Genomic DNA, 19,513 nt, shown 5'->3' with positions numbered 1-19,513 from the left:
ACAGATAGCATCTACTGGGATCAACCTTCAGATGGCGCTTTTCGATACTGGCAATCCGTATTTTTCAGCAAACTGTTCTATCGGAATAGGTTTTGAGTACAAAAAGCCTTGAGCTAAGTCCACACCATACTCTCGAAGAAGTGATACTTGATCATGGTCTTCAACTCCTTCAGCAACGACTTTCATATCAAGATTTTGAGCCATTGATACAATAGTTTTTACTAATACTTGGCTTGATTTAGATTGATTCATATCCATGATAAAAGACCGATCAATCTTTAATACATCAATAGGGTAACGAGATAAGTAGCTCAGTGAAGAGTAGCCCGTACCAAAGTCATCTAGTGCAAGGGTGAACCCCATAGCTTTAAGCTCGTTAATTTTCTCTTCTAGATGCTCGCAGTGGACAAGCAAAACACCTTCTGTAATTTCAAGTTCGAGATTAGCTGTATCGCAATGGTGCAACTGGACAATCTTATCAATAGAGCTGATTAAATCTTGCCGATTGAATTGCACCGCGGATAAATTGACAGCAAAACGTTGTCCATCGTCTAGGAGGCTACGCCAAGAAGATAAATATTCACATAATTGGTCTAAAACAAGCATGTCAATTTCGGAAATCAAGCCCATTTCCTCGGCAACGGGGATAAATGAATCCGGTGTTACCAGCCCTCTTCTTGGGTGATGCCATCTTACTAACGCTTCTGCCCCCATAAGTGAACCATCAAACAGACTAATTTTTGGCTGCAGATACACACAGAACTCTTTGTTTTTAATTCCCGAACGAATGGAATTTCTAAACTCCATTCTTTCAAGCGCCCTATCAGTTAGCTCTTGGGAATAGTATCGAATACTCCCACGTTGTGTAGCCTTTGCGGCAAATAAGGCAGAGTCTGCGTACCGTACGATATCATCCAGATCATCGGCATCATCTGGGAACAGACACGCCCCCATACTAACCGAGATAATTATTTCTGTTTCACCAATGCGAATTGGCTTTGAAATAGCGTTAGCAATCCGTTCAGCTTCATTATTGAAAACATGCCGGTTCAATACTGTTGGTAAAAAGACACCAAACTCGTCGGCCCCGATACGCGCAACATAACTTGAAGAAGAAATGACAGCTTGTAAGCGGGCTGTTAACGCCCTTAATACAAAGTCCCCATATTTATAGCCAAAACTATCATTAATGTTTTTAAAATGGTCGACACCAATTACCAACAAACCAATTTTATGGCTGTCCAAGGCTGCATTGATGACCTTTGAACTCACTTTTTCTAATAGGTTGGCCCGATTGGGTAGCCCCGTTAGTGAATCAAACTTAGATAAAAAGTCGACTCTCTCTTGATATTCTTTTAGTTCAGTAATGTCTCTGCCTATTACCAAAACAGAGCTCAATACCCCCTCAGCACTATATTCTGGAGTAAGACTTACATAGGAGTGAATCTGCCCCTTAACTGTTGGCCCCGAAATTTCACACTCAATGCTGTTTTGTGTTCGCAGTACATTCTTCAAATGATGATGCAGAATGGATTCTTCTTGTGGCACATCTACCCCAAACCGTTTATGCAGGAACTGATTCAACTCAGTTGGTGTTCTTCCTAGTAAATCACTGATTGGGCAGTCAAATAAGCGTGCCAACACTGGGTTCGAATAAAGTAGCTTGCAATCTAAATCATATCGGCAAATGTAATCAGGTGAGTTTTCAACCAAACTCCTAAACTGCGTTTCACTAGTTCTCGTTTGCTGAATCGCTTGCTCTTGCTGAGTGATATCACGGCCGATCAACAAAACCCCAGAGACAGCACCTAGCTTACTAAACTCGGGTAAAAATCTAATTTCAAACGTTGGGTTTGTTTCTGAGCCAGTATCCATGACCATACGCTCAGTTTTCGCCAAACCTGACTGGATCGTACTCATTACATGCCTTTGCAACAGGTTCGTACTCTCACCAATTCCAGTAAGCTCAGCGGGTAATTTACCTATCGCATCATCTCGCTTTAGTCCAGTGACCTTTTCAAACATATGATTAACATATGTCCGACGTCCCAAAACGTCGTAACGAATGATGACATCAGGGGCATTTTCAACCAGATTGAAAAAGTCTTGTCTCTTCTGAGTCTCGGCAACTTCCTTTTGGTATCGTTGGGTAACATTAAACCAAGTTGCCAAAAATTGTTTACTGCCAGCACGCTTTAACAAGTCAACAGGGTAAAATTGGATTTCACATGCCTGGTGATTGAACCTATCGCCGAGTAGAAAACTACAAGTAATGTCGCCATCACTAGTCTTCAAGGATTTTTCGAGTTCTCCCCAGCTGTATTGAATATTGTCCGGCAAGTAACTCTCAACTAACTCTCCTTTGACTGTTGTATGCGGTGCGACATATTTCATCGCCTTTTCATTAAGCCAGACGATTTCTAATTTTTCGTTTTGATTTAACTCAAATAATCCAATTGCTTGGTGCAAATTATCCAGTACGGAGTGATAAAAATCCCCAAGCTCCAAAGCACTGAGGATGGCATTTGGCTCAAAATTATTTAGCACTCTCGTGTCTGAGTTTATGATTACTGCAGCAATAAATAACTGCTCTTGCGCTTTAAACTGAATAAAACACAACTCTTGAGCAGAATTCTTATGGCGCAGCAGATGATCAGGAATGCGTTGATAGACCTTTGAGCTTTTTTCGAACTGAGCAGTGAACTTATCTAACCATGTATCTGGCTTGTCTCTCCCCCAACACTCTATAAACCATTGGTCACCACAATCATCTGAAAGCTGAAAGTATCGTTTAGCAGGTGGATTACTAAATATAACGCGACAATCACTTGATGGATCAAGAATGAAAAGCGGAGCGCCATCAGTAGATGAAAAGAAGGCTTCCGTTATGGATGCGATACTTGGAGAGGTAGCATCTACAAGATCTTTTGTTGAAGAGGTCATGTCAGTAGCGCTCCAAAGAAGTAACAGAATATATATTTGTTACCCTAAGAATCATGCATAACTGAATTAATTACACTGACAACCCTGTTAAAGAATGTATTGACTTGTAAAGCTAGACCAGCCTTATGTGGGCATTCTATTTAGGTATTTGTTGTACAAATTAGCTAATGTGAAAAGTTCATCACAGTACAAGCTTGGATTTGAAACCCAGATATCGTGATTGTGCTTTTCTTTGTGTTTACGCTGGAAGGAAACAATCATCCCAAGTGCAGCAGAATCTAAGTATTTAACTTGATCACATATCAGCTCAACACGCTGAGAACGATTCAATGCTTCCGTACACTGCCCCCTAAACCATTGATGGTGCTCAAATGAAAAAGTTTCAGGTAAAGCGATACGAGTAACGTCTGGCATCTTCACTCCTACAACTATGACTCAGTTTTTAATTAAACACTTATTTGACATTGTTAACCTTTGATTACATTTTAATCAAGACATTTCTTAATCAATATTTCTTGTAAAACAATAAGCTAATTAATTTATGTAATTATACGTAAACAAATTAACGGTTGGATCACAGTTTTTTTGTCAAAAACACTGAATAAATACATAGCGCAAAAAAGTCCTACTATCCGACAACGGTCGATTCCAAATCGATGTAATTTTATGACATAATCAGGTGATATTTTATTAGCTCAACCTTAAGTCATGTAATAAAATTACATAGATAGCTTGTGTTTGAGCTAACGGTAGATTTTTAACTTTTCTTTGATGAGAAACGGTAAACTTAGGACTTTTGTTCACATAGATAGATTCACCAAACTGACACCATGCAAAACACAACTGATCAAAGCCCTTTAAACACTTCTCGTACATTAGATAGACGCTTTTCTATAGCGCCCATGATGGATTGGACTACGTCTGACTACCGTGTTTTTGCACGCTGTTTAACAAAACACACGCTTCTTTACACTGAAATGGTAACAACAGGTGCTTTGCTTCAGGGTGACAACCCTGCCCGTTTTCTTAAGTATGATGGCTGCGAACACCCCATTGCATTGCAGCTGGGTGGCTCCAACGCTACAGATCTAGCGAAATGTGCCAAGATGGCCGAAGAATACGGTTACGATGAAGTGAATTTAAATGCAGGCTGTCCGAGTGATCGCGTTCAGAATAGTTTAATTGGAGCCATCTTGATGGCACATCCACAAACAGTGGTTGATGCGATGAAAGCCATGAAGGATGCCACGTCTATCCCAGTAACGATTAAGCACCGCATTGGATTAGATGATCAGCAAGACTACGCGGTTGTGCGTGATTTTGTTGGTATGATTGCTGACGAAGGGGTTGAAACATTTATTGTTCATGCCCGCAACGCTATTTTGCAAGGCTTAAGCCCTAAAGAAAACCGTGAAATCCCACCACTTAAATATGACTTTGTGTATCAATTGAAGAAAGACTTCCCTGACCTTGAAATCTTGATCAATGGTGGGATAAAAACAATAGAAGAAACAAAAGAACATTTACGTCACGTTGATGGCGTTATGATGGGGCGAGAAGCATATAACAACCCTTGGGTTCTCAGTGAAGTGGATCAATCTATTTTTGGGGCTACAAACGTAGTCAATGATCGCTTTGAAGCGTTAGAGCGTTTCATCCCATACGCAGAGAGTCAATTGGCAAAGGGCGAGCGCTTGATGCATTTAACTCGTCATTTACTGGGTATTTTCCAAGGTTTGCCAGGTGGCAAGCAGTTTAGACGCTACCTTTCAGAAAACGGTCATCGAAGTGACGCTACAATAGACGTATTAGTAGACGCCATTGAATTGGTTAAACAAAAGCTAGATAAAAGCAAAGGATAAGAGCAATGAGCAATAAGTTATCTCAATTAAAAGAGTTCACAACGATTGTTGCCGATACGGGTGATATCACTGCGATCAAGGATTTCCTACCTGAAGACGCAACGACTAACCCATCATTGATGCTGAAAGCTGCTCAGATTCCTGAATACGCCCCTTTCATTGACCAAGCTGTCGCTTGGGCGAAAGAGCAAAGCAATGACAAAGCGCAGCAGGTTATTGACGCTAGCGACAAGCTTGCAGTAATTGTTGGTACAGAAATCCTTAAATACATTCCAGGTCGTATCTCTACTGAAGTAGACGCTCGCCTTTCATACGATAAAGAAGCGACGATCGAGAAAGCGCGTCGCCTAATTAAACTTTATGAAGAAGCCGGTATTTCAAAAGATCGTGTTTTGATCAAAGCGGCCTCTACATGGGAAGGTATCAAAGCAGCTGAAGAGCTAGAGAAAGAGGGCATTAACTGTAACCTTACATTGCTGTTCTCATTCGCACAGGCTCAAGCATGTGCTGAGGCAGGTGTTTTCTTAATTTCACCATTTGTTGGTCGCATTTTAGATTGGTACAAAAAATCTACTGGCCAAGAATACACAGCTGAAACGGATCCAGGTGTTGTCTCAGTGACTGAGATCTACAACTACTACAAGCAGCACGGTTATAAAACGATTGTAATGGGTGCTAGTTTCCGAAATATCGGCGAAATCGAACAACTAGCTGGTTGTGATCGTTTAACTATTAGTCCGAACCTTCTTGAAGAACTTAAGAAAGACGAAGGCACACTTGAACGCAAACTGGTACCAGTTTCAGACGTTACACCTGCTGGCGAAGCAATTACTGAGCAAGCTTTCCGCTGGGCACTCAACGAAGATGCCATGGCAACAGAAAAACTGGCTGAAGGCATCCGTAATTTCGCAGTAGACCAACGTAAACTTGAGAAGATGATTGAAGAGAAGCTGTAAGGCTACAATCCACTCTCTAAAATTCAGCTAAGCTGAATCTTCCTCAAAACGCGACTTTATGTCGCGTTTTGTTATTTGAGCTGCTGATTTTATGATCAGTTGGCAAGTATTCCGCAATGAATATGAAACACAGCATTTCGCCGCATTTCTTATGCTTTTTGAACCTATACTCAAAGCTCTTGAATGAACTAGGTATCAATATGCTTCAACGTTTAAAAACTTTTAGTCTTAGTGTTCTTCTATCGTTCAGTACACTTAGCTATGCAGCGGAAGCAAATAAAACATTTCAAATTGATGAAGTGGCACAAGTGAATGGCATTCCATGGGGGATGGCACAACTAGACCAGCATACTCTTTTGGTTACCATCCTAGATGGTAAGCTTTTACGTATCAACTTGAACTCAGGTGATGCGGATGAAATACAAGGGCTGCCCGATATTGCGAGAATTGGGCAAGGCGGCCTATTAGATGTGGCGTTAGCACCAGATTATAGAGAATCTGGTTGGGTGTATTTTACTTACGCTCATCCTACTGAAGAAGGAGCGACCACTGCTCTTGCACGAGCGAAGTTGAAAGACCTATCCCTAATTGATTGGCAAGACCTTCTTATTACCGAGGCATCGTCTGACAAAGGGCAGCATTTTGGCAGTCGAATTGCGTTTGATGGTAATGGGCATGTGTTCTTCAGTGTAGGTGACAGAGGCAAACGCGCCAATGCACAGGATCTGAAGAATCATGCGGGTAGCATTTTAAGATTAAACATGGACGGCTCAGTTCCTGCAGACAACCCATACGTTCGTCATGGCAATATTAAACCTGAGATTTGGAGTTTTGGGCATAGAAACCCACAAGGCTTATTCTTTGACCAAAAAACAGGGTTTCTATGGTCAAACGAACACGGCCCACGGGGTGGAGATGAAATTAACCTAATTCGTGTCGGTGCAAACTATGGGTGGCCTATCGTTTCTCATGGTAAGGAATACTGGGCGCCGCTTTCTGTCGGTGAGGCCACCAGTAAAGAAGGCATGGAAGACCCTGCGAAAGTTTACATTCCTTCTATCGCACCGAGCTCTTTACTAATCTACCGTGGTCAATTATTTAAAGACTGGGAAGGTGATTTTCTATCAACTGCTCTTGCGCTACGCCATTTAAACAATGTTCGTTTGGAGTCTGGCGAAGTCTTCGAGACACGCTTTTTAGAAGACCTCAATGAACGTATGAGAGACGTCATTGAAATGCAAGACGGTAGCCTGATGATCAGCACCGACTCAGGACGTATTTTAAATATCAGACCTAAAGATACATCCAACTTACACTAATCTTCATTTGATAGCTTATATTGTCTATGCCATTGACGAAGTTCAGTAATCGTCATTGGCTGGGCAATTGAATAGCCTTGGAAATAGTCACATTTAGCATCTTTTAACAGTTCAAACTTATCCGCATTTTCAACCCCCTCCGCTGTCACTTTGATATTCTGCAAGTGACATAGCTCTACTGTAGGTTGCATTAACTGATGATGAGATTTATCCGTTAATCGATCGACCAATTCTTTATCAAATTTAACTTTATCGACTGGATAGTCGATCATTTGTAACAAGGGTGTATACCCTATTCCAAAGTCATCAATCGATATTCTAAAACCATGGTTTCGTAAATCTCGTAGAACACTTAACACTTGCTGAACGGCAAAGTATCCAAACGTTTCTGTAATCTCAAGCTCAACCGCAGAATCAGGGACTGAATACAGTTTCTTAAGTTCAATTATACGATCAACGAAACTCGCTTGACCTAATTCGCCAGCAGAAATATTGATCGCAATAACGATGTCTGCACCTAAGAATGACCTAAGCTTTTCAAGATGCTCAAAGGCGTTTCTAAATACCCAATCGTCAATCTTAGTGTAAGTTCCAGTCTGCTCAGCGATAGGCACAAACTCATCTGGCGTTATTTGACCAAGCTCAGGTGAATACCAACGAAGCAGCACTTCAAGACCTTTAATTTTTCGGTCTTTATCCACAAACGGCATAAACACTAGAGAAAATTCTTCGTCGCAGTTCACAAATTTAAGCGCATCTTCAATAAGCTTAACCCGACGTGCTTCTCTAGCTATGGTATGAGAATACGCAGCAAAACGGTTTTTACCAGTACGCTTAGCGTGATACATCGCCATATCCGCGTTTGCAATCAACTCGCGTAGATCCTCACCATCATTTGGATAGCTTGCAATCCCAACACTCGCAGATACCGGTGTTATGTAACGATCCGTTTTGAAGCCACCTTCGAACAGGTTCACAACACTGGATGCCAGATCCAAACGATCATCTAAAACATCATGAGCTAGAACAATGGCAAATTCATCTCCAGCTAACCGAGATACTAATGCCGCTTGTTCTTTAGGGACATGTTTAGTCAGTAGGTCTTGGAACGCTTGCGCAGTGTACTGTAGTAACTCATCCCCAGCTTCATGCCCAAGTCGGTCGTTCACAAATTTAAAGTTATCAAGATCTATGTAAATCAACGAAACATGGCTATGCCGATTCCAAGCACGAATCAATGCACGTTTTGCGAAATCTTGAAAGCGTGTGCGGTTAGGAAGTTTCGTAAGAGAATCTGTTACAGCTAATGTCTGAGATTCTTTAAGGTTAATATTAAGTTGGTCATAGAGCTCGTAGAACTTCACACCCAGGCGACTAACTTCATCGATTCCCTTGGGCTTCTCGATGTTAGACTGATGCTCATTCATAACTAATGACAGCTGATTATCCAAGGATTCAATCGGCAGAATAATAAAACGCCTAATTAAGAACAACAGTAACAGGGTGATGCCTAAGCCAAGCATAACTGACATTGCCAACAGCCAATCCACTAAGGCTGTTCGCTCTGAGCGAATATAATCCTGAGTAAGCTCCATTTCTAAAATAGTACCGGGAAACAGTTCTACTGTTCTGATATGACTGGTAGAAACTATTGGTGACGTTGGTGAGCGATTGACAATCAATGGAGTTACGCCATATTCCTGCTCTAGCTCAGAGTATAATCTATCAAACTCTGACATATACACGGTTACAACGATCGCTAGTGTATCTTCTAAGGACGCTCGAACTGGACTAGCTAGGGTGGCAGCATCAATACTACGACCGTATAAATAAGCATGATTTCCATTTTTAAGAAACATCAGCTTTTGCTCTTCCATCTCCTGCTTCATTAGCAAAGAGCGAGCAAAACCAGGTAAAAAGCTAGGAGTACTGGAGAAAGGGTTATCACTTCTCTCATAGTGATAAATGGAATCCCCTTTAGCATCCAAAACAGATATAGCGATTCGGATACTGCTATTCTCTACAACATTGCTGAGTAGATAATCCAACCTTTGTGTAACGATATACTCTCGAATATCATTGCCAGCAAAGCGAGCAAACTCAGTTAAAGTCTTTCCTTCCAGAAGCAACGCAAGAATACCGGAGCTGATATTAGCCTCTCTCTCAAACTCAACTTTTGCTTGCAGAAGTTTTAAGTCCAAGCGATTCTGCTCAACTTCCGTAAGCGTCGCCGTCTGAATTTTAAAAACTCCAATTGTGGCTACTAAAACGCCTACAAATAGAATAGGCAGCACAAGGAGTACTAAGCGCTTAGTGAGAGTCATAATATCGTAGTAAAGCGTCCTTTATACGCGTCCTTTGAAGAATATCGGTCCCTTTCATATCCTTGAAAGGGATGGCTTTCGCAAGAGAGTCCTTATCTAAATAGATGGTTTGATCTTCTCTAAGCTCTGCACTTACTAAAGAATTCACTTCTTTATAAGGGCTTGCCGTCCATAAATACTCGGAGTTTTGAGCACTGTTATCCAAGCGAGTTATAAAATCGATAAAAGCAAGCGCCTCGTCTTTTCTAATAGACGAAGCAGGAATAGTAAGGCAATCAACCCAGACAATTGCCCCCTCTTCGGGAACCACAAATCGCCACGCATCTATTCCCTGTATTTCATTCAACCCATACTGATCACCCGAATAAGCAGGCGCAACCCATAAGTCATTGTTTTCAGGGTCAGATAGTATGAAACTATATATGTAATCATACGTCGTAACATATTCAGATTGTAGTTTTAAAAGACTAAATGCCTGCCTCAAATACATTTCATCCGTTGAGTCTATTGGGTAGCCCATTCCAGCAAGCGCTGTCGTCATAAGCTCATCAGCCTGCCCTAGCATACCAATATGTCCCTTTAGGTAGGACTTGGGATTTAAGATATCTCTCCAGCTTGAAATATTGCTCTGCATTTTATCTTGACGATAAACAAGTCCGTAAACACCCCAAAGATATGGACGACCGAACCCAGTACAAGCATCAGGCCAGAACTGCTCATAACGAGCAGAAGGTATTTCTGAAAGATGACCCGCTTCTTGTAAAACATGCATCGTTGCATTATCAACGATAGCTACATCAATTTTAGCCGCCAGATCAGACCTAGATAGCACTAGATTTCTCAAACCTTCGTCATCGTAAAAAATGACTTTTACTGGGATTCCGGACTGCTCTTCCCACGCCTCTATAAGGCTTGGATCGATAAAATCTTCCCATGTGTAAAAAACCAAAGGCTCCCTTTGTTCTTGTGCTTCAATCGGCAAAGCTAACAGCAGCGCCAATGTCGCTATAGGATAAAAATGTTTCAATACAACCATGCTTATCCTCCTCTGTTAAAGGGAGCTAACAATCTAATTAATTACTTTCTCCCCAAGAGTCAGTGTCACCCCAGGAATCTTCACTTTCATCCCCCCAAGAGTCACCTTGAACCTCATCTGCATAAGGGTCTTGAGCAGAAAACTCATCGCCGCCTGAAAGACTTTCTATTTCCGCTCGACGTGACTGAAGGTAGACATCGCGGATGAACGTATAACGATCACCAAATACCATTTGCTCAGCAGAAAGATAGCGAGCACGCACCTGGATGACATTGATACCTCGTGCGATCCACTTCTGATCATCACTAAAATCATACAAATCCATGGCATCATAAATAGAATAGTCTACGACCATGCCACTTGCATCACGAACCGTAGAGGGACCAAAAAATGGCAACATCAAATAAGGCCCAGAATCGACTCCCCAATGACCTAGCGTTTGACCGAAGTCTTCTTTATAACGTTGCAAGCCCATTTCGCTCGCCACATCAAACAAACCAAAAATACCGAATGTGGTATTGATGATAAAACGAAAGGTCGATGATGCGGTTTCGTCAAACTTACCTTGAAACAGGTTGTTAAATGCATTGGGAACTTCCCCTAGATTGGAGAAAAAATTACTAATCCCTTTTTGCATAAAGTTTGGGGTTACCGCGTCATACCCCTGCGCTAGGGGCTTAAGCCCATACTCATCTACTGTCTCATTAAAGGTAAACATGGAACGGTTAAAACCCTCCCATGGATCCTCTGCAGTTTCAGCCACTGCAAAGAGTGAGGCAATCAGCAATCCAATGCTGGCTACTATACGTTTCATGTGTTTCTCCTTCCTTGCGTTTAAACAAGTTTTTTAACTTCTTGCCACTGTTTAGCTAAGCGTTTGTCAGAAATTGGCTCTAACGTTCCAACGGTTTGTGCAAACAATGAAATTCGATACTCTTCTAATAACCAGCGATAACGCGTCAGATTAGGGTCATAAATCCCCTTCTCATCATGAGCTTTTTTCTGACGCAGATATTGCTCCCAAAGGTTTTCCAACTCACCAACTGCGGCATTCTCTTTATTGAGGTGGTTCTGGAAACGTTCTAGCCTAACCTCAACACCCTTAAAGTAGCGAGGCAATTGACCTAACCAATAAAGTGGCGTAGCACCGATAAAACCTGGGTACACCAAATTTTCCAACTGATTCTTTATATCACCATAGACTCGAGTCCAAGGTAGAGGAATGGAGCCTTTCATTCGCTTAGCCACATGTTGATAAGCGGATAAAACGGCATGTAACTGTAACGCCATGTCATTAGCGATACTGATGAGCTGCTTTTTATGATCCATTAAGCGTTGCTCAAAACTTTCTTTGGTACGCGGCAATGGACGTTCATCGAGAAACACTTTTTCGACGATCGCATCCAGCAAATCTTGAAGTAATACTTCCTTCTTACCTATTGGTGAGAATAACAACATAGACTCTCGTAACTTAGGTAAGTTCTTTTCAAGGTATTTCATATCCTTATGAAGCGCTAACTTTAATAAAGCAATAACCCCTTTACGGTGAGCTTCAATGGCCGTATTTGGGTCATCGAACATTTTTAAAGAAACACTGCTCCCATCGCTCGCCACTAGGGCTGGGAAAGCAGTTACTTTAATGCCTGCTTGCTTTATTTCTTGACGCTCTGGCACATCCTGATCGGGCCATTCGGTCAACTCAACTTGTTCATGCTTCTTCGTGCCGAATTTTGCAAAGCTTTTTTCGACCATCTCTGCAAAGCGGGTTTGTAGCTCAGACAGATTTTTACCACTGCCTAACACCTTGCCGCGTTCGTCAATCACATCAATATTAAGCGTTAAATGCCCTTCTAATTTATCCGCATTCCACTCGGTTAATGGAATATCGATCAGAGTTTCTCGCTTAATTTGAAGTGAAAGCTGTTCTAATAGATCCCCTTTGTCCTTCGACAAATTTGGATAAATACGTTCAACAAACTGTGGTATGGGGACAAAGCGGCGACGTAATGCTTTGGGTAGCGCTCTGATCAAAGATTCGCAACGCTCCTTAACATAACCAGGTACAGCCCAACCAAGCTCATCTAGAGTGAGCTGTCTTAGCAATCCGACAGGCACTTTCAAAGTGGCCCCATCTTTCTGCTGGCCTGGGGCAAACTCGTAGTCTATAGGTAAGGCAACGCCATTTAACGAGTAATTATCAGGGAAGGCATACTCATCAACATTGACATCCTGATTAATCAGATCGTCACGCGTCATGATCAGTGCGTCGGGATTTCGCTTCGCAAAATACTCAATGCTCTTTTGATTACGCACATCAGCAGGCAAACGTTCGTTATAAAAAGCAAACACAGCTTCATCGTCAACCAAAATATCACGTGTACGGAGCTTTGCTTCTTGAGTCTCAACGCTTTTTATCAGTTCAGCATTTTGCCTATAAAAAGCGGCTTTGGATTTTAAGTCGCCCTCGACCAATGCTTGCCTAATAAAGACTTCGCGAGCATCTTCTGGATTCACATGCCCATAATCTATACGACGTTTGGCTACAAGAATCAGGCCGTACAATGACACTTGCTCAAAGGCAACAACACGACCTTGGTTTCGTTCGAAATGTGGGTCGAAATACTGTCGCTTCACAAATGGTGCGGCATAGTCTTCAACCCATTGAGGATCAATTTTCGCAACGATTCGCGCGTATAGCTTACTCGTCTCAATCAACTCAGCCGCCATCACCCACTGTGGCGGGCGCTTAAACAACATAGAGCCTGGAAAGATGGATAGCTTGCGCGAGCGACAACCTAGCATTTCTTTGCTTTCGTCCATTTTATTGGCCACTTGAGTAAACAAGCCAGCCAACAATGCACGATGGATTGAGTCGTACTGACGCTCTTCATGTTCAACTTCTTTAAAGCCCAGCTGTTTACAAGCAATCAATATTTGACGGTGAATATCACGCCATTCACGCATCCGCATAAAGTTCAAAAATTGCTTACGACAGTATTGGCGTAGTTGATTTTGGGACAATTCTTGGCGTTGTTCTTCATAACGTTGCCATAAGTTCAGCAATACCATGAAGTCAGAGTTTTCGTCTTTATCGACAGCGTGACATTGGTCTGACTGAGTTTTCTTGTCTTGTGGACGCTCACGAGGGTCTTGTACCGATAACGCACTGACAATGATGGCGACTTCTTTCAAGACATGGTGATCATTGGCAGCAATCAACATACGTCCAAGTTTGGGATCAATCGGAAGCTTTGCTAATTGTCGGCCGATAGTGGTTAGTCGATCCCCACGCAATACCCCCAATTCGGTCAATGCACGATAACCATCGTTAATCATGCGTTTTTCTGGCATTTCAACAAATGGGAATTTTTCAACCGCACCTAAACGCAAATTCGCCATTTGCAAAATAACAGAGGCTAAGTTGGTACGGAAAATTTCCGGATCGGTAAACTCTGGGCGCCCATTGAAATCTTCTTCGTCATAAAGGCGAATACAAACACCTTCCGCCACACGACCACATCGACCTGCCCTTTGATTTGCACTGGCCTGACTAATCTTCTCGATCGGTAACTGCTGGACCTTTGAGCGCACACTGTAACGACTAATACGCGCTAAGCCTGGATCAATAACATAACGAATGCCCGGTACCGTCAAAGATGTTTCCGCCACGTTGGTCGATAACACAATACGTCGACCGCCGTGGGGTTTGAAAATTCGTTGTTGCTCCGAACTGCTTAATCGCGCATAGAGTGGCAATACTTCAACCCCTTGAAGCGCTTCCCTACGCAGCAACTCAGCGGTTTCACGAATTTCACGCTCACCAGGCAAGAACACAAGAATATCGCCGGCACCGCGATACCCCGTCTCACGCTCTTCATCGATCAATAAGGTCACGGCATCAAGAATACCCTGCTCCATTGATTGATCTTCATCGAGCTCTTCAAAATCGGATTTACTTAATAACGGCTGATAACGAATTTCTACAGGATATGTACGCCCGGATACTTCGATAATTGGTGCATCATTAAAATGACGTGAAAAGCGCTCCACATCGATGGTTGCCGAAGTAACGATAACTTTCAGGTCAGGACGTTGCGTTGTAATACGCTTTAAGTACCCCAACAAAAAGTCGATATTCAGACTACGCTCATGGGCTTCGTCGATAATGATGGTGTCGTATTTTTGTAAGAACTTATCTTGCTGAATTTCAGCGAGCAATATACCGTCAGTCATCAACTTAATCAGGGTATCTTCTTGGCTTTCATCCGTAAAACGGACTTGGAAACCAACTGCTTCCCCCAACTTAACCTGTAGCTCATCACTGATTCGTTCCGCCACACTGCGTGCCGCAATTCGTCGTGGCTGGGTGTGGCCGATTTGGCCAGTCAAACCTCGACCAGCTTCCAAGCACATTTTAGGAAGTTGAGTCGTTTTACCAGAACCGGTTTCACCGGCAATGATTACGATTTGGTTTTCTTGTATCGCTTTAATAATTTCATCACGACGAGCAGAAACGGGTAACGAATCGTCGTAAGTAATGGTTGGCATGCGTTCTTGTCGGGCTTGATAGAGTGCTTTCGATGCCTCGACCAACTCTGCCAATTCAGCTTCAAGCTTAGATGTTGGCAGACCTTCTTTACGACGCTTATCAAGTACGTCTAGTTTGCGTTTTATCGCGAAGCGATCTTTTGCCATCAGCAGATCTTGCCCAGCAGTCATGGCAATGGATTCGGTGTGTTCTCGCATGAAATGGATGTGACCTTTCAATTGTGCAGTGCTAAATATCGAGCACTGACGATAACTATTTAATATAAATAGGATTCTACCACTAAATTGCTTCACGAGTATGGTATGAATACCAGCTGTTTTTCATACCATCAAATCTAACCATATAGTTCAAAGTTCTTACCTCCTCCTACTGGAAGCAGGTATAGTGAATGACTAGAATCCAATACGTTTAAAACGCTTGATGTAAAAGATAAGGATGACCCATGTCTGAAAAAGTATTTAATGATAACTCTTTGACGATTGGTAACACGCCATTAGTGCGACTTAATCAAATCGGTAACGGCAATATTTGGGCTAAAGTTGAAGCCCGTAACCCTGCATTTTCTGTTAAATGCCGTATTGGTGCGAACATGGTTTGGGACGCAGAGAAACGTGGCGTTCTTACCAAAGGTAAGTCACTGGTAGAACCATCGAGCGGTAACACTGGGATTGCATTATGTTTCGTTGCCGCAGCTCGTGGCTACCCGATCACCATCACTATGCCTTCAAGCATGAGTCTTGAGCGTCGCCAAGTCATGAAAGCATTGGGCGCTAACATTGTTCTAACTGAGCCAGCCAAAGGCATGAAAGGTGCGATCGAAAAAGCACAAGAGATTGCACAAGACCCTAACTTTGTCTTGCTACAGCAATTTGATAACCCTGCTAACCCTGAAATTCATGAGAAAACCACTGGCCCAGAAATTTGGAATGACACCAACGGTGAAATCGATGTGTTCGTAGCGGGTGTTGGTACAGGTGGCACCATCACAGGTGTAAGCCGCTACATTAAAAACACTCAGGGTAAAGCCATTACCTCGGTTGCAGTAGAACCAACGTCATCACCTGTTATTACACAAACCATTAACGGTGAAACGCCTACTCCAGCACCACATAAGATACAAGGTATTGGTGCAGGTTTTGTTCCTAAGAATCTTGACCTTTCAGTTGTTGACCGTGTTGAACAAGTTACCAACGAAAATGCAATTGCCATGGCAAAACGCCTAATGCGTGAAGAAGGTATCCTATGCGGTATCTCTTGTGGCGCGGCAGTGGTTGCAGCGGAAAAGCTAAGCAAAGATCCTGAATTTGCTGATAAGAAAATTGTGGTTGTGTTACCAGATTCTGGTGAGCGCTATCTATCAACAGCGCTTTTTGAAGGCGAGTTCAGCGAAAACGAAACCGTTCAATAATTTGAATTAATATCGTTTAAACGAAAAACAGGCTCATTGAGCCTGTTTTTTTTAGACTGTTCTATTGAAAAGTCTCTCGATGTCACCGAGATCACCAACGTATTCTGCGCCATAAAAAACTTTTGGAGTTTTATTGTTTTCCCCTTCGAAAACACGCATTAGTGATTCATTCGCGCAATTCGTATCAACACTTAACGTATCAAAAGCAATGTTATTTCGTGTTAATGTGTTCTTTGCAATGCTGCAAAACTCGTTATCAGCTGAGCAATATAAAGTGTAATGTTTCATCAGTTATTCCCCTTATTAAATAACGGCTACCTAATCCGTTGCTGAGCTTAATTGCTCTGTGTAGCTTTAATGTAGGGCAACTCAATCAAACAACAAAATCAATTAACTTTATTATACTGATAGCTTTTTTGCTTTATTCATTCTGCCGTCGCCCTTGATTCAATTCGAGCCACCAACTCACCCGCATCAAACACACACATCTCACCCACTTGCATTTGCTGCCATGTCTCATCATGAGTAAGAGGCTGTGTCGCGATCACAGTGACAACATCTTTGTCCGTGGTGACTTCTTTGAAATCAATGGTGACATCTTCATCAGAAAGTGTTGCTGGTTTAAACGGGGCACGACGGGTTATCCAGTGAAGCTTGGTTGTACAGTAGCAAAATAAATACTGCCCATTGGAGAGCATCATGTTGAACACACCCTTTTCCCTTAAGCGGTCACATTGCTCACCGAGAAATGCCGTTAGCTCTTCAAGCTCTGGCATTTGATCTCCGAACTTCGCCAGCAGCTGCTCAATCAACCAACAAAACGCGCGCTCAGAATCGGTTGTCCCCAAAGGATAATGGGTCAGCAATGTCAGACTTTGAGGGGTATCAAGCTGGCCGTTGTGAGCATAGCTCCATGTTGTATCCCACAAGAGACGACTGAAAGGATGAGTATTAGGTAAGCAAACATTGCCAACATTTGCTTGTCGAATATGGCTGATTACAATATGGCATTTTAGAGAAGTCTTGCTCATTACATCAGCCATATCGGAGTCAGCACTAGGTCTCGGGTCATGAATAGACCACACACTACTGTCACGATACATTGCCATGCCCCAACCATCTTTGTGGGGGCCTGTACGACCGCCACGAGCTCGTAGACCAGAAAAACTGAAGCAGATGTCCGTAGGGACATTGGCACTCATGCCAAGTAACTCACACATTGTTTAATCTTCTATTACTAGTTGTTTACGTTTTTTCCGAATACGTCGGAATAACCAATAGCCACCGATAAATAACAGTAAGCCTAGGCCATTTAGAGCACCATAAAGCAGCCAGTCTGTAGTGGATAGACTTGTTTCAGCTTCTTCAACTAATGATTCATCTGATGCTTCAGGCAAAGGCTCATCCGTTGAGCCTGCATCTTCTTCATTGCTCATTCCCTCAGGCTCATTGTCTAATTCGGACTCAGAGACGATAGCCACTTGTGGTGTTACAACCAAAGGAACGAGGTCTCTATTGATTGCTGCGGCCGCTGCAAGTGCTGTATCAGGCTCTTGTTGAGATCGACTGACCGTTACACTGCCCGCTCCATCACGGGTCAGATACCAAGAAGGTGTTGAGTACTCAAATCGAACGCCCGTTTGAGTGATACCGATTAATCGCACATGAGCGCTGACGGTACTATTTGGCGGCACTGGGTAAATCTTTTGCCAGAACCCTTCGCCAATCAATGGCAACTCTAAAGACTCCTCACCACCATCTGCTGACGTCAAAATAAGACGCGCGTTACTTCTTAAAACATTTAATCGAAGGTTTGTGGGCTTGGCAGAGAACGAGACCAGGTTTTCGCTTTGACGCTCTGCCTCAAAGGTGATCGGCGCAGCCACGGAAAAGAATTGACTCAATTTACGAACGAAAGTCTTACCGTCCACTTCAGAAATCAGCTCGTAGTTACCTACATCCGTTATTTGGTCAATCTTGTTCTTGAACTGATAGTTTGCAATATCAAGGGGACGCTTCATCAGCTCTTTACTACTCTCCCCGCTTAATAAGTTTAATCGCTGATGGACGTCAACTAACTCCAACATTTTAGCATCGTTAATCAGTTGATCATCTTGAAACAAGCCAACTGTTGAATAGATCGGCTCATTAACAAACAACACTGGCGCCACTTTGGTGGTTTGCGCACTCAGCTTTGTTATGACACGGATATTACTACGTTCTAAGTCAACGTCTTCCACTTGCCATGTCCCCACAGCTGGTTTCGTAATCGTTGCCAGCAGGTAATGATCTGCATCGACTGCAGAGACATTAGCTTCTGTCAAAACAAGCGGTTGACCATTGGGTTTGAAAATCTTTGGTTGAACACCTAAATCATGAAAGATGAGCAGTGTGGCTTCGTCAATTGCCTCATCAATGAAAAAAGTATTGCCTTCAAAAGGCACTTCTTCAGATGGTGAGGCCTGTGAAAAGATACGATCAAATGTATCAAGCAGCTCATCAGGTGTGGCTACTTCGGTGTGTGTTGCATTGGTCAACGTCGAAACCGATTGAAGCAGCTCTTTGTCGGTGTAGCCTGTCATCGAAACCGTGTGCAAGTGCACCCCACGTTCCGCCAACTGAGTAGCGAGCTCGTTAGTGATACGATTTCTAGAAGCTTGGTTAACTGCCTCATCTAAACTGACATCCACCATGCCATCGGTCACGAGTATCCAGTGTCGATCAAAGCCTGGCTCTAAACCACCTACATCAGGTGTTTGCAAAAGCAATTTGATAATAGATTCTAGGTCGGTTTGTAGGTCACCTGGCGTATAACTGTTTACTGCTTTATTTAGGCGAGCCTTGGTTGAAGCATTGATTTTAGATTCGGCCAGCAGTACGCGAGCGCGCTCACCAAAGAGCCATACTCCGAGGGTGGCTTCTTGTTCAGGTGCGAGGTCAGAGATTAATTTAAGAGATTCAGACGTTAACTTATCAGGATCACTGATCAACATACTGCCTGATGCATCGACGATTAATCGAAATTGGGTATCCGCACAGGCCCAAGGTACAAAGAAAAGAAACAGTGATAATACATAAGTTTGTAACTGTCTTCGTTTCACCATTTTGATACTCCT

The 19,513-nt window shown here is 42.8% G+C and carries 12 protein-coding genes; 4 read left to right on the top strand and 8 right to left on the bottom strand.

The window, feature by feature from the left end; all coding sequences use genetic code 11:
- Nucleotides 1–27: 27 nt before the first annotated feature.
- Together C8D85_RS01695 and C8D85_RS01690 are read right to left on the bottom strand one after the other, a co-directional pair.
- Nucleotides 28–2,943 (bottom strand): sensor domain-containing protein, encoded by a 2,916-nt coding sequence (locus tag C8D85_RS01695; RefSeq protein ID WP_133559627.1) that lies wholly within the window; start codon nt 2,941–2,943, stop codon nt 28–30.
- Between the two features lie 123 nt (nt 2,944–3,066).
- Nucleotides 3,067–3,357 carry an STAS domain-containing protein gene (locus C8D85_RS01690; RefSeq protein WP_133559626.1) on the bottom strand — a complete coding sequence of 97 codons (291 nt, stop codon included), beginning with the start codon at nt 3,355–3,357 and terminating at the stop codon, nt 3,067–3,069.
- Nucleotides 3,358–3,773: 416 nt separating this feature from the next.
- Between C8D85_RS01690 and dusA the strand changes: the two genes are divergently transcribed.
- The 3 genes from dusA (at nt 3,774) to C8D85_RS01675 (ending at nt 7,080) form a co-directional block, all read left to right on the top strand.
- Nucleotides 3,774–4,805 (top strand): tRNA dihydrouridine(20/20a) synthase DusA, encoded by a 1,032-nt coding sequence (dusA, locus tag C8D85_RS01685; RefSeq protein ID WP_133559625.1) that lies wholly within the window; start codon nt 3,774–3,776, stop codon nt 4,803–4,805.
- 5 nt (nt 4,806–4,810) lie between these two features.
- Nucleotides 4,811–5,761 (top strand): transaldolase, encoded by a 951-nt coding sequence (tal, locus tag C8D85_RS01680; RefSeq protein WP_133559624.1) that lies wholly within the window; start codon nt 4,811–4,813, stop codon nt 5,759–5,761.
- A 200-nt stretch (nt 5,762–5,961) separates the two neighbouring features.
- A complete protein-coding gene (locus C8D85_RS01675; protein WP_133559623.1) occupies nt 5,962–7,080 on the top strand; it encodes a PQQ-dependent sugar dehydrogenase in 1,119 nt (372 codons plus the stop codon).
- Here C8D85_RS01675 and C8D85_RS01670 read toward each other — a convergent pair.
- The 4 genes from C8D85_RS01670 to hrpA form a co-directional block, all read right to left on the bottom strand.
- On the bottom strand, nt 7,077–9,281 hold the full coding sequence (locus C8D85_RS01670; RefSeq protein ID WP_162847516.1) for a putative bifunctional diguanylate cyclase/phosphodiesterase: 2,205 nt from the start codon (nt 9,279–9,281) through the stop codon (nt 7,077–7,079). The two genes, C8D85_RS01675 and C8D85_RS01670, sit on opposite strands and share 4 nt — an antisense overlap.
- 109 nt (nt 9,282–9,390) lie before the next feature.
- Complete coding sequence (locus C8D85_RS01665; RefSeq protein ID WP_133559621.1) at nt 9,391–10,440, bottom strand: polyamine ABC transporter substrate-binding protein; 1,050 nt, start codon at nt 10,438–10,440, stop codon at nt 9,391–9,393.
- A gap of 37 nt (nt 10,441–10,477) precedes the next feature.
- The gene (locus tag C8D85_RS01660; RefSeq protein ID WP_133559620.1) at nt 10,478–11,254 is read right to left on the bottom strand and encodes an MlaA family lipoprotein; all 777 of its coding nucleotides are present in this window, start codon (nt 11,252–11,254) and stop codon (nt 10,478–10,480) included.
- A gap of 20 nt (nt 11,255–11,274) precedes the next feature.
- Nucleotides 11,275–15,186, bottom strand: coding sequence for an ATP-dependent RNA helicase HrpA (gene hrpA / locus C8D85_RS01655; protein WP_244936873.1), 3,912 nt, complete (start codon nt 15,184–15,186; stop codon nt 11,275–11,277).
- Nucleotides 15,187–15,431: 245 nt separating this feature from the next.
- Here hrpA and cysK point away from each other — a divergent pair, with 245 nt between their 5' ends.
- Entirely contained in the window at nt 15,432–16,397 is a 966-nt protein-coding gene (gene cysK / locus C8D85_RS01650; protein ID WP_133559619.1) for a cysteine synthase A, read from the top strand.
- Between the two features lie 425 nt (nt 16,398–16,822).
- Here the strand turns inward: cysK and C8D85_RS01645 are convergent, their stop codons facing one another.
- Both C8D85_RS01645 and C8D85_RS01640 read right to left on the bottom strand, forming a co-directional pair.
- Complete coding sequence (locus C8D85_RS01645; protein ID WP_133559618.1) at nt 16,823–17,617, bottom strand: class II glutamine amidotransferase; 795 nt, start codon at nt 17,615–17,617, stop codon at nt 16,823–16,825.
- A 3-nt stretch (nt 17,618–17,620) separates the two neighbouring features.
- Nucleotides 17,621–19,501 (bottom strand): vWA domain-containing protein, encoded by a 1,881-nt coding sequence (locus C8D85_RS01640; RefSeq protein WP_244936872.1) that lies wholly within the window; start codon nt 19,499–19,501, stop codon nt 17,621–17,623.
- Nucleotides 19,502–19,513 lie beyond the last annotated feature (12 nt).

The organism is Marinomonas communis (genome assembly GCF_004363305.1).
In the GTDB taxonomy this organism is placed as follows: Bacteria; Pseudomonadota; Gammaproteobacteria; order Pseudomonadales; family Marinomonadaceae; genus Marinomonas; species Marinomonas communis.
The sequence above is the reverse complement of the archived record's forward strand: the minus strand, read 5'-3'. Positions and strand labels throughout refer to the sequence as shown.